10 protein-coding genes and 1 tRNA gene are annotated in these 11,443 nt (G+C 65.2%); 5 read left to right on the top strand and 6 right to left on the bottom strand.

Going from position 1 to position 11,443, the window contains the following annotated elements:
* Positions 1-23: 23 nt before the first annotated feature.
* A tRNA-Val gene (locus WH85_RS35465) sits at positions 24-98 on the top strand.
* 232 nt (positions 99-330) lie between these two features.
* Here the strand turns inward: WH85_RS35465 and WH85_RS50995 are convergent.
* The 3 genes from WH85_RS50995 to WH85_RS49275 form a co-directional block, all read right to left on the bottom strand.
* Positions 331-489 carry a hypothetical protein gene (locus tag WH85_RS50995; protein WP_157411421.1) on the bottom strand — a complete coding sequence of 53 codons (159 nt, stop codon included), beginning with the start codon at positions 487-489 and terminating at the stop codon, positions 331-333.
* An 83-nt stretch (positions 490-572) separates the two neighbouring features.
* Positions 573-1,777, bottom strand: a protein-coding gene (locus tag WH85_RS35460; protein ID WP_157411422.1) for an IS3 family transposase whose coding sequence is annotated in 2 segments (ribosomal slippage) — positions 573-1,477 and positions 1,477-1,777 — 1,206 coding nt in all. Because the reading frame shifts where the segments join, the coding sequence is not laid out codon by codon here.
* A 327-nt stretch (positions 1,778-2,104) separates the two neighbouring features.
* Entirely contained in the window at positions 2,105-2,401 is a 297-nt protein-coding gene (locus tag WH85_RS49275) for a helix-turn-helix domain-containing protein (protein WP_083449495.1), read from the bottom strand.
* Positions 2,402-2,568: 167 nt separating this feature from the next.
* Here WH85_RS49275 and WH85_RS35445 point away from each other — a divergent pair, with 167 nt between their 5' ends.
* Both WH85_RS35445 and WH85_RS35440 read left to right on the top strand, forming a co-directional pair.
* Entirely contained in the window at positions 2,569-3,459 is an 891-nt protein-coding gene (locus WH85_RS35445; RefSeq protein ID WP_052721029.1) for an inositol monophosphatase family protein, read from the top strand.
* A complete protein-coding gene (locus WH85_RS35440) occupies positions 3,456-4,730 on the top strand; it encodes a hypothetical protein (RefSeq protein WP_045746478.1) in 1,275 nt (424 codons plus the stop codon). The genes WH85_RS35445 and WH85_RS35440 overlap by 4 nt, the downstream gene beginning before the upstream one ends.
* Here the strand turns inward: WH85_RS35440 and WH85_RS35435 are convergent.
* Complete coding sequence (locus WH85_RS35435) at positions 4,699-4,926, bottom strand: hypothetical protein (RefSeq protein WP_045746477.1); 228 nt, start codon at positions 4,924-4,926, stop codon at positions 4,699-4,701. The genes WH85_RS35440 and WH85_RS35435 overlap by 32 nt on opposite strands.
* Before the next feature lie 176 nt (positions 4,927-5,102).
* On the opposite strand from WH85_RS35435, the gene WH85_RS49270 reads away from it, so the two are divergent.
* Together WH85_RS49270 and WH85_RS35425 are read left to right on the top strand one after the other, a co-directional pair.
* Positions 5,103-5,372, top strand: coding sequence for a helix-turn-helix domain-containing protein (locus WH85_RS49270; RefSeq protein ID WP_083449494.1), 270 nt, complete (start codon positions 5,103-5,105; stop codon positions 5,370-5,372).
* Positions 5,373-5,639: 267 nt separating this feature from the next.
* Complete coding sequence (locus WH85_RS35425) at positions 5,640-5,972, top strand: hypothetical protein (protein ID WP_045746475.1); 333 nt, start codon at positions 5,640-5,642, stop codon at positions 5,970-5,972.
* Between the two features lie 48 nt (positions 5,973-6,020).
* Here WH85_RS35425 and WH85_RS35420 read toward each other — a convergent pair whose 3' ends face one another.
* Both WH85_RS35420 and WH85_RS35415 read right to left on the bottom strand, forming a co-directional pair.
* On the bottom strand, positions 6,021-8,123 hold the full coding sequence (locus WH85_RS35420) for an AIPR family protein (protein WP_045746474.1): 2,103 nt from the start codon (positions 8,121-8,123) through the stop codon (positions 6,021-6,023).
* Between the two features lie 107 nt (positions 8,124-8,230).
* Positions 8,231-11,443 carry a type I restriction endonuclease subunit R gene (locus tag WH85_RS35415; RefSeq protein ID WP_045746473.1) on the bottom strand — a complete coding sequence of 1,071 codons (3,213 nt, stop codon included), beginning with the start codon at positions 11,441-11,443 and terminating at the stop codon, positions 8,231-8,233.

The raw sequence follows: 11,443 nt of genomic DNA, 5'->3' as shown, positions 1-11,443 counted from the left end.
CCCGTCTCCACCTCGCAGTTTGAGGGCGATTGGCGCAGCGGGAGCGCGCTTCCTTGACACGGAAGAGGTCACTGGTTCGATCCCAGTATCGCCCACCATGCATTACCCCTGGCCAGATGCCCATATGGCATCTCTTCGGGAAGATAAGTGCGCATCCGTCCCCTCAGGATTCCCTCAGTGGCGCGGTCGTATCAGTCTCGGTGGATTCGTATGCACCGTGACGGAAGTTGCCACTGGCACTCACCTGCCAGCTCCCGGATACACCAGATGGCGACCACCGGGGTGATCGCGATCTCGCTGTCGCTGCTGTTGGGTGCGCTCAGGTGAGCGTCATTTGTCGCGGGCCTCGTCGGCTTCGCCGTTGCCGGCCTTCTCGGCTTCGGCCAGCTCTGCCTCGGTCAGGATGTCGATCCTCTCCGAGGCTCGCCGGGCTAGTTCGGAGCGGTCGATCTTGAAGAAGTGTCCATAGACCTTTCTGGTCACTTCCACGGAGGCGTGCCCCATCTGCTGCTGGATCTGATAGTCGCTGGCTCCGGAGGAGGGGCCTTACCCCCGGAACTCGGACACGGGGTTTATGCGGCTTGTGTGATGGTAGCTGATCTTTCTTGGAACCGCTCATAGGTGATCGGGGACTGCTGTCCGAGCCGGGAGTGGCGGCGGACGGTGTTGTAGCGGTGCAGCCAGCGGAAACTGTTGAGCCGGGCGTCGCGTTCGTCGGTGAACGCGCGGCGGCCCTGCAGGGTTTCGCGTTTGAAGGTCGCGTTGAACGACTCGGCCAGGGCGTTGTCGGCCGAGCTCCCGATTTTGCTCATCGACTGCCGGACGCCGGCCGCCGCGCAGACGGCGGCGAAGGCCTTCGATGTGTACTGCGCTCCGTGATCGGAATGGAAGATCGCGCCGGCCAGGCTGCCCCGGGTCCGCTGCGCGGCGTTCAGGGCGTCGATGACCAGGCCGGTGCGCATGTGGTCGGCGATCGCCCAGCCCGCCAGGCGGCGCGAGTGCAGGTCGATGACGGTGGCCAGGTAGAGGAAGCCGCGCTCACCGACCGGCAGGTAGGTGATGTCACCGACGTAGCGCTGGTTGACCGCGGGTGCGGTGAAGTCCCGGCCGATCAGGTCCGGCGCCTTGACCGCGGCCGGATCGCCGATCGTCGTCCTGGTCCGGCGGCGCAGCCGCAGCCCCCGCACACCGATACCGCGCATCACCCGCTCGACGCGCTTGTGGTTGACCACGGTGCCGTTGTCGTGCAGCTCGGCGGTGATCCGCGGCACCCCGTAGGTGTTGCCGACCGCATGGATCTTGCGGATCTGCCCGGCCAGGACGGTGTCGGCGGCCTGCCGGGCCGCCCGCGCCTCAGCGGTCGACGTCCAGTAGTAGTAACTCGACCGGGCCACACCCAGGACCTGACACAACCGCTTCACGCCGTAGCGCTCATGGTGGTCGGCGACGAACTGGAAGCGGTTCACCAGCGCGTCTCCCCGGCGAAATACCGGGCCGCCTTCCGCAGAATGTCGCGTTCCTCTTCCAGCTCCCGGACCCGCCGGCGCAGCTCGGCGTTCTCCGCCTCCACCGAACCCGGCTCCGGCTTCACCGTCGCTGCCGCCGGCCGCCCGGACCCGCCGCCGCGGCGCTGGTCATCGGCACGGACCCAGCTACGCAGCGTCTCCCGGTTGACGCCGAGATCGTCGGCGACCTCCGCGATCGTGGTGCCCGGCCGGGACCGGTACAACGCCACCGCGTCGGCCTTGAACTGTGCGGGATAGTGCTTGTTCGCCATCGTGCTCCAGGACTCCTGATCTACCCGGACCTCACGATCCAAGGTTCAAGTGTCCAAGATCAAGGGGGAAGGCCCGGGCTTTGTTGAAGGCATCTTGGTTTCCACCTATATAGCCGGCTTCATGGGCATGGCGAATCCAGTCGCGACGTTCCGTCTTCACGGTCGCCCAAGGGCGCGCGAGGCTGACCGGGCTTTCGGGTGCGTGCCGTGCTGTGCGGAACGACCGGGCTACCTTATCCCAGGGAGATGCACTTTAGTGCACTTCCGACGGCGTGTCCGATTCTTTTACCCTCAGGTGGAATGGCCGTGCTGTGCCGTCGCGGCTGATTACGGAGTTGTGGGCGATGCTGGCCGAATGGCGGAGATGTCGTGTCCGCAGGCCGACTCGGCCAGAGTGCCCAGTGGTACAGAAACCGCGTGGGCGATCGCGTGCAGTGTCTTGACGGTGGAGGACTTACGGCCCTGCTCGATGTCGACGATCATCCGGCGGGAGACGCCTGACCGGGCCGCGAGCCCGTCCAGAGTCAGGCCTGCGGCCTGCCTGGCGGCAGCAACCGCTCGTCCAAGTGAGACGGCGTCGTACGGGAAGGGTTCCTTCGCCGGGTCTTCATCCAGATCACGCAAGAAACTGCTCCATACGACCGGTGCCCGGTGTTGTCTGCACCGTCATCGTACGGGGTGTCGGATCTGGAGGGTGTGCGCCCGGAGAAGCGGCGCTCGGAGAAGCCACGTCATTGAATGAAGCTCGGCTGCCTGAACCGGACAGCATGAAACAATGATCCCGTTCTGGCATGCCGATCATCCGGATCGCCTGGAGGCATATCGTGACGGACTTCGACGAACTCTGGCGGGCACTCGCCGACGAACTGAACGATGTCATCCGCCGTTACCGGGAGCGCATCGCGACGTTGCCGGTGACCACCAAACCGGACAAGACGCTGCTCACGGCTGCCGACGTCGAGATCGAAAGGTTGATCTCCGATCGCATCCGGACGTTCGACCCTCACGCCGTCATCATCGGTGAGGAGGACGGACGGGACGACGAGCGCGACGAAGTCGCCGACTCGAGCAAGTTGCTCTACGTGATCGATCCCATCGACGGCACGGCCGAGTTCGTGCGCCCGGATCATCGCGAGTTCGGCTCGGTGGTCTGCGTACTCCGGGAGTACCGTCCGGTCGCCGCTTTCATCCTCGCACCGGAGATGGGTGTCGACCGAAGGCCGTTGCTGATCACCTGTGACCAGCCGACCGGCAGTGTTCGAGTCGACGGTTCCGAAATCGGTCAACCGGACCCACTGGCTGGGCCACGCTTGGCGTCGGTGACCCGCAGCAGCGGCACCGAGCCGCGTGGCTTTGAATCCCAGCTCCAGGCGGCGGGCTTCCAGCTCAAGACGCGGACCACATCGCAGACCATGGACATGGTCAGAACCGCCATTGACCTAAGTCCATACTCTGATGCTGTCCCAACGCACTTCGAGATCTTTTACCGCACCAGGCAGAAGATCTGGGACGGCCTTGCCGGAATCTGCCTCGGCGAGACCGTTGGTCTCCGTGCCACTGACCGCGGCGGAGCTGCCCGGGTGCCCGTGGACGTAGCGACGCTGCGCCAAGCCGAGCCGACCTTTGACTCCACCATCCTCGGACCGCCGGAGGCCGTCGAATGGTTCTTGAAGCTCATGTGACCGGGCCACAGCAAGACTCGAGCGTCCTGGTCGACGTCACATCGATCATCGGGGCTGAGGACTTCATCGTCTCGCAGAACCAAGGCGCCGTGCCCGAAGATCCCTTCGCGCGCCAGTGTTTCGTCGAGCTGATCCAGTCTTTGATCTTCATGTCGACGGTCTACGTGGCCCATCCGACCCTGCCGAACCCCCGGCCCGAGGACTACGGCGAGCAGCCGCGACTGCTGCGTGCGTTGATGCGAGCCCAACTTCTGCATCCGCTACGCCTCGACGGCCAGCAGTGGGCGATGGCCGCGGACGCCGAGACCGATGCCTTACGAGATCTGAAGAGCCCTCAAGGGACACGCAGCGTGATGCAGTTCGTCGAGCAGGCGCTGATATGCGACCAGGCTCAGCCCAGCCGGCGCAACAGTCTCTCGCGTCGTATCGGAGAGTGGTCTGACTTTCAAGCCCGGAAGATCCGAGTTCCCGGACACCACACGGATCGCATCACCACCTCTGACGGCATCGAGGACGACGACTACGGACGGTGGGCGCGGGCCGCCGCGTTGACGCTCGAAGGATCCCTCGAGCAGATCGCATCCGCCGCAGAACAGAAGTACCTGATGGCCAATCTGGTGCGCGGACTGAAGTACAAGGTGCGCGCCGAAGTGGCGGGCACCTGCTACCAGGCGCACCCGATGCGCCGGGATTTCTCCCTGACATTCCAGCTCAATCAGGACCACACCGACAACGGCTCGGTGCTCGACCTGATCAAGTCCGTCCGGGGAATCCACAGATCATTGTCGGAGGCGGCCGGTGCGCCCCAGTCTCACCGGATGCGGCTCCTGGAGCTGGAGCTGCCGCTGCTCGGCGGCCGGTTGTGGGACTCCTCGGAGACTATGCAGAAGGCGGATCCCGACTGGCTTGAAATGGTCGTCGAGCGCGTCTGCGACTACCGGGAAGACGCCGCTGAGCTGCGCGCAACCGTCATGCGGTGCGTCACCGATGAAGATCTCTTGCGGGTCGCCCGAGACCTTGAGGAGGTCAAAGAGCAGCTGCTCGATCGCCTCGGGTTGCGACGAGCGGAAGCGTCTCCGGTGGAGCGCGAGCTCGTCGACGACGTCGCCTCGGTGGTGCAGGTTGCGACCGGCGTGCCCAAGGTATCCGGGCTCTGGTTCGGGACCAAGGCGATCGGCCGACAGATGGCCCAGTTCCGCATCGGTGGGCAGCCGTATCAACAGTTCCTGTACCGGGAGTTCATCCGGGCGTGGAAGGCGGCCGGTCGGTAGGCGATCCATGTTCCTCGCCGGCGTCCTCCCCGGGGGTATCGCTGCGGTCAGAGTTGCGCAGGCGGGTCAGGTTGATGTGCTGCTCCAGCCTGTACGCGATCCACGTCTCGGCGGAGACCAGCTCGGCATGGGCACGCTCCTTGGCCGTCGCGTATACCTCGTCGTCGAGCTCCAACGTGACGATCACCCTGCTCACTTGCTGCTCCTATGTACTGGTCGCGATCAAGATGTGACTTCTCGTCTCGTGGTGCATCTTAGTGCACTGTCGCAACGCTTGCCCGTGTTGGGCGATCCGGGTGTGTTGATCTTCGACTGCGGCAGGTGTGGTCAGCCTGACGACCACGTAATGCACTATAGTGCATCGTCGTGCGGATGCCGGAGGAAATGCCGAAGATGGCAGCGCACCATGCTGCTCAATACGACTTCGCGGAACTCGGAAGAGCCGCGGCGCGTGTACGCGAGGCCGCTGGCATGACGGTCGCCGACGTCGCCGAGCGTGCGGGATTGCCTGAGCCTGTGATTGATGACATCGAAAGTGGTCAGGGAGACGTCGACCTCGAAGTTCTCCACGCCATCGCGCATGCCCTCGGCGTCGGCATCGGCAAGTTGATCGTCTTCGGTGAAAGCGGCCAACAGATGTGATGAGGCTGCCCCGGCCAAGCGGCCGGGGAAGCCTCGTGGCGCCGGTTGTCAATCCACGATTGCCATCGGTACTGCTGGCCCGACGGGGACTGTCTGTACTGCACCCCGCAATGAGCCCTTGGGGACGTCCGGTTGACCAGTCTCCCGTGGATGGCCGGGAAGACGATCGTCTGCCACTGAGGGGGCGGTGGTGTTCGGCAGCCTCCAGCAGGTACTGCAGATGACGCCGTATCCGCTCGCACTCACCTCGTGATAGAGCGCGACGATGTGGCGCTGATGCTGGACGCCGGTGGCACCATCGCGCAGGGCCTCGTCCCGGACAAAGAGGAGAAGAACGCCATAACCCGGTTCAACATCGGAGGCCGAACGACCGCCGACGTCGCCGCGAACATCACGACCGCGATCAGCGCCCTCGAAAGGGACGCCTACTCCCAGGAGCAGCAAGTCGCCAACGCGCTACGAGACATCACCCGGGTCATCGAAACCCTCCGGCGACCGTCCCTGGTCTCCAACACCTCGGGACCGTTCTCCCTGGAGAGATCCGCACTCGCCGACGCCACCGCAGCGGAACTCAGGCAGAACATGCAGCCCAAGAGGTAGGCGCGCCAAGTGAATACATCAATGGAGTCGGGCGTTGGGGCGGCTAACTCAATCGGTGTCATCGGCCGAATCAAGTTCGCGAAGGGCACGCCATGCCAGTTCGGCGAGGGTGTCGCCGGAACTTACCACCCACCGTGCCGTTCCCTGATTGGCCACCGGCCGGTTCTCCCAGCCCGCCAGCTCCCACATGCGGGAGATCAGCCCTGACGGCGAGTAGCGGTTACCATCGGCTGCCCAGAGAATCGGTTTGCCGCGGTGCGGGACCCAACTGGCACGTGAGCGCTTCGGGTCCTCGGCGAGCCAGCCGCGCATCGCCTCAACCTCGCTGGGAGTCGAGATGATGAGGCTGAGGGCTTCGCCTTCGGGCAGTACGGCCCTGTCGACCAGCACTGAGACGGCGTTCGGTCGACGAGTGCGGCCAGGCGGCAGCCGACGGTATTTGTCCGTTGATGGGGGACGAGAGGTTCCATCCGAGCTGAGCACGTGTTCGGTGATTTGACGACAGCGTGTGACATCAGAGCAGACCGCCCGGATCTGGGCACGGTCCGTGAACAGCTCGTCGATGGTCGCGACTGCCGTTGGCAGGAGCGTCTCGAGTAGACCCTTTACCTGCTTCATGGCGCTGGCTGCCCATTCCAGCTTCGAGTCGGGTTCATCGATCGCGTCGGTGTCGAGACGCCGGAACACCAGATGAGCGAGAAGGTAAAGCCCATGATCAATCAGAGCAGCGCCGCGCCCCGCGTACTGTGGCCGAAGCTCGTGCAGAACACGCCGTACCTGACGCAGTACCAGAACGGAATTCCACAGAGCGTAGACACCGGGTTGCGGTCGGAACAGGACGTCGTAGATGCCCCGTGAGCCGCGCTCCCACAGCACGTCGAGCGTGGTTGCGATCCTGGCCGCGTATTGGCTGTCGGGGTGGGCGCAGGCGAGAGCACACGCGGCTTCGACGACCGAGCAGCCGGTGTCCGGTTCGGGCTCCAACTCTCCCCGGCGGACGCTGTAGTCGAGTCCAAGTTCGGCCCGCATGTCCTCCAGGATGGCTGCTTGCACCGGATCGAGCGCGATGAAGTCGCGCGCCTCGACTCGGTTCTGCCGGTTGGTCGCCTGGGTCGCACGCTTGGCGAACTCCACCGCCTTACCGGTCACGATGATACGAACCCCGATCTGCGCCGAGGCCGCGTCCTCGTCAGCGGCGACGGCCTCCGCGACGGAACGGACGGTCTGCGCGCCGTTCACGACGCTGGCGTTGTGCAGGGTCAGCTTGATGGGTCGTGTCTGTGGGGAACGAATCGACTGTGGCACAGCGTCCACCGACTCGCAGAGGATCGTCACACCGTTGTTGAAGTACCAGAAGTGGGCCGGCTCGCCGGACAGCGTCTCGATCATCTCGTTATTGATCGGGGTGCGGCCCAGAGGGTTCCGGATGTTCAGCTGGAAGAGGTTGGTGTCGTGCTCGACCCACCGCGCAACCTGGTCCGCTTCCACCACGCCCTGGTACGACAGGTACGGCGTGCTCACCGGGAACCACGGGAACATCTCGGCTTCCAACTCCACCGGCCGTGGAGACATGTCCTCACGGACCGAAGCCCAGACCTCCGGCGCGAGAATGACCCTGCTGTCGAGCACGTTGCCGTGACGGTTGAACTCCCGCTCCCCGCCCTGGATCGCATCCAGGAAACCGAACGGCACGCTCTCGGCACGCATGAGAACGACGACCTGTGTCACCGGCACCGGTCCCTGCGACATGACATTCTTGGCCTGCTCGGCCAAGATGCGTCCCCGCAGGTTGAAGGGACTGAAATCCTCATCGTCTATGAGACGCAGACCCTGGAGAAGCTCCATCACCGCGGAGCGATCGGCGCTGGCGTTGCCGGTCTTGCTCCACTTCGCCTGAATCAGGTAGACGTGCGGATCGGGCTTCTCGACGACGGCGATCGCGTCAATGCCTTGATCAGCGACGCCGTCGATGACAGTGACAGCCGAATCCTGGGCGGTCCAGCCAGTGACGATGCGGACCGCCTGGGCTGCGAGTGCGCGGGAGAGCGCGCGGGGCGCGCGCTCCTCCTCGGACCGACCTTCCAGATCCTGGAGGTTGAGCAGCCCGGTGTTGATGTAGACCGAGCGTAGGGCTGCTTCGGTCTGGCGCACCTGGAGAGCAACATCGCGGCTTCCAGATCGGTGGCTGGCCGAGCTCAAGTTGTCCTCCCGAGGCCGATGGCACAGTACGAAGTGGATTGTTGCACGCTGTAGCGGAATCAACCCCGTTCATTTGCCGTGACGGCCCAGTCGGTGGCGAAGGTTTCCAGCTGGCGCAGGACCAGGTCGATGGCCTCGCGTTCTTGGTCGGGTGGGTAGTCGTAGCGGGCGAGGAGTCGGCGGATGTGGGTGCGCAGCTTGGCACGGACCGGCTCGCGGGAGAACCAGTCGACGGTGATGGTGGACTGGACGGATTTGACCAGTTCGCGGGCGATGTCGGCGAGTTTGCCGACGCCCATGAGTTCGGTGGCGGCGCCGTTCTGGGCGACGGCGTCGTAGAAGGCGAGTTCGGCGTGGTTGAGCGGCGGGTCAAACCGCAGGCCACGCCGGGCGTCGGCGGAGACCTCCTTGGCCAGTTCGACGAGTTCGACGATCAGCTGGGCACTGGTCAACTGCTGGCGCATGTAGCGGTTCATCAGGTCTTCGAGCTGCGTGGAGAAGAGCTCCCGGCGGACCACGTTGTGTTTGGTGACCTCGCGCATCTTGCGTTCGATCAGCCGGCGTAGTGCAGCCGCGGCCAGGTGTGGGGTCTCCGACTCCTGCAGGCGCTGCAGCGCGACGCCGTTGAGTTCGGTGATGTCGAGTCGGCCTAGCCCTGCCTCGGCATAGATGTCGGTGATGTCGGCGGCGTCGACGACCTCGGCGGCGAGCTGGGCCAGGTAGCGTTCCACCTCGGCGGTGTTGGGCAGGCCCCTGGCCTCCCGGTCGGCGGCTTCCTCCTTGACGATCCGGACGCGTACGTCACGGAAGAACTGGATGTCGAGTCGCAGCCGCTGGATGTCGCCGGCGCGCTCGACGAAGTCGCGGCTGGTGGCACAGAGGGTGTAGAAGCGTTCGAGTCGGCCGGCGGATTCACGGAATCGCTGGTGCAGCGGCTTTTTTCCCGGTTCAGCGGTGTCTGCCGGGGTGCTCGGGGCACGCAGGTGGTTGGCGGCCCGCTTCACCGCGCGGGACCACGGGGTCGGATGGCTCTGGTCGGCGAGGAGGTCTCGCCATGGCACCGGTGCGAGCATGGCTTCGAGGACGGAGACCTCGTTGTACACCTCGCTGATCGCCCGGTCGATCTCTCGGCCGAGTGTCTGGTCCTCCTGGTCAGAGGTGGTGTACTCGGTGAGGGCTTTGCGCAGGTGTTCGGTCAGCGGGGCGTAGCCGACGAGTAGGCCGTCCTGCTTGCCGGCGAACCGGCGGTTGACCCGGGCCAGCGCCTGCATCAGGACGGCGCCGCGCATCGGCCGGTCCATGTAGATGGTGTGGATCGGCGGTGCGTCGAACCCGGTGAGCAGCATCGAGTGCACGATGATCAGTTCGAGCTCGTCGTCGGGGTTCTTGGCGCGGTTCTGGATGGTCTTGCGCTGCGACGGGCGCAGCATGTGCGGCTGGAACATCTTGTCGTCGCTGGGCAGGGTACTGAAGACGATCTTCATACGGCCCTTGTCGACGGCCGGGTCCGCCCAGTCCGGGCGCAGCTTCGCGAGCGCGTCGTACACCTTGACGCAGATCTCCCGGGTGGCGCAGACCAGCATCGCCTTGCCGGGGCCGCCGAGCTGCGGTTTCATCAGTTCACGCCGCTTCTCCCAGTGTTCGACCAGGTCGTTGGCCAGGGTCTCGACCCGGTCGGGGGCGCCGTAGACGGTGTTCATGGTGGCCGCGTACGCCACCGCCTTACGCCGTTCGGCGTCGTCCAGGCTGGCGGTAAGCGTCTCCACCTGCTCGTCGATGCTCTCCGGGTCGATGTCCGGCGGCAACGACACCGGGATGATCCGCGGCTCGTGGTAGACCCGCACGGTCGCCTCGTCGTCGACGGCACGCTTCAGGTCGTACACGTCGATGTAGTCGCCGAAGACGGCCCGGGTGTTGACCTCGGCGGTGGCGATCGGGGTGCCGGTGAAGGCGATGAACGTGGCGTGCGGCAGCGCGTCACGCAGGTGCCGGGCATAGCCGTCCAGGCTGTCGTAGTGACTGCGGTGCGCCTCGTCGACGATCACCAGGACGTTGCGGCGGTCGGACAGGAGCGGATGCGGCCTCCCGGCCTCCCGTTCTTCTTTGGTACGCCCGAACTTCTGCAACGTGGTGAAGATGATGCCGCCGGCGTTCCGGTTCGACAGCTTGTCCCGCAGTTCGGCGCGGGATTCGGCCTGCTCCGGCTCCTGGCCCAGCAGCGACTGGCTCTCGTGGAACGTGTCGAAGAGCTGGTCGTCGAGATCGTTGCGGTCGGTGAGGACCACGATTGTCGGGTTCTTCAGCGTCGGTTCGTGGGCGGCCATCGCCGCCGTGCACACCATCTCCTCCGACTTGCCGGAACCTTGGGTGTGCCAGACGACTCCGGCCTTCCCGTCGCTCTGCGAGGCCCGCACGATGCACCGGATCGCCTGGGTGACCGCGAAATGCTGGTGCGGCTTGGCGATCCGCTTCGTGGACGAGGTGAAGTTGACGAACCTCGCGGCCAACTCCCAGAACCGCTGCCGCAGGAACAGCCCGTGCAGGGCGACGACCAGAGCTTCCGGGCCGTCGTACCCCGGCGAGGTGGTGTCGAGCCGCTCGCCGTCGGTGTCGATGTTCCACGGCGCGAAATGTTCGTAGTGGGTGAACGGGGTGCCGTACTTCGCGGTCACCCCGTCGGAGATCACGCAGAGCACCGCGTGCCGGAAGGCCAGAGGAAACTCTGCGAGGTACGTCTGCAGCTGCGCGTGCGCGCCAGTCAGTGTTGCGTTCTCGGCGGTGGCGTTCTTCAGTTCGAAGATCGCGACCGGCAGCCCGTTGAGATAGAGCACGATGTCGAACCGGCGCTGGTGATCTCCGTCGATCACCAGCACCTGGTTGATCGCCCGGTAGATGTTCTGCTCGGGGTCACGCAGGTCGGCCAGACGCACGGTGGGGTTGTGCTCGGCGCCGAACGAGTCGGTGTACGAGATAGAGCGGATGCCATGGACAAGCCGCTCGTGGGCGGCCCGGTTCTCGGCGAACGCCTCCCGGGAGGCCACATCGGTGGCCGCCCGAACCGCCTCGGTGACCGCCGAGGGCGGCAGGTCGGGATTGAGCCGAGCAATCGCCGCCCGCAGATCCTCGACCAGCACCAGATCAGCCCAGCCCTGCCGCTGCCCGGTGCCAGGCCCGAAATCCTTGCCGGCACCGGTCTCCCAGCCGAGCTCGAACAGCTCTTCTAGAGCCAGCGTCTCCCAGCCGGCCTCGTTCAGTCTTCCACCGGTCCCCAT

Origin of the sequence: Actinoplanes rectilineatus (genome assembly GCF_000962825.1) — a bacterium.
GTDB classification, from domain to species: Bacteria; Actinomycetota; Actinomycetes; order Mycobacteriales; family Micromonosporaceae; genus Actinoplanes; species Actinoplanes rectilineatus.
This window is presented reverse-complemented; position numbering and strand designations above follow the sequence as displayed.

Excerpts from the sequence above, each read along its gene's own strand:
- WH85_RS35445 (WP_052721029.1), top strand. The coding sequence starts at position 2,569 with ATGCCGATCATCCGGATCGCCTGGAGGCATATCGTGACGGACTTCGAC.
- WH85_RS49270 (WP_083449494.1), top strand. The coding sequence starts at position 5,103 with ATGCCGGAGGAAATGCCGAAGATGGCAGCGCACCATGCTGCTCAATAC.
- WH85_RS35415 (WP_045746473.1), bottom strand. The coding sequence starts at position 11,443 with ATGGGGACCGGTGGAAGACTGAACGAGGCCGGCTGGGAGACGCTGGCT.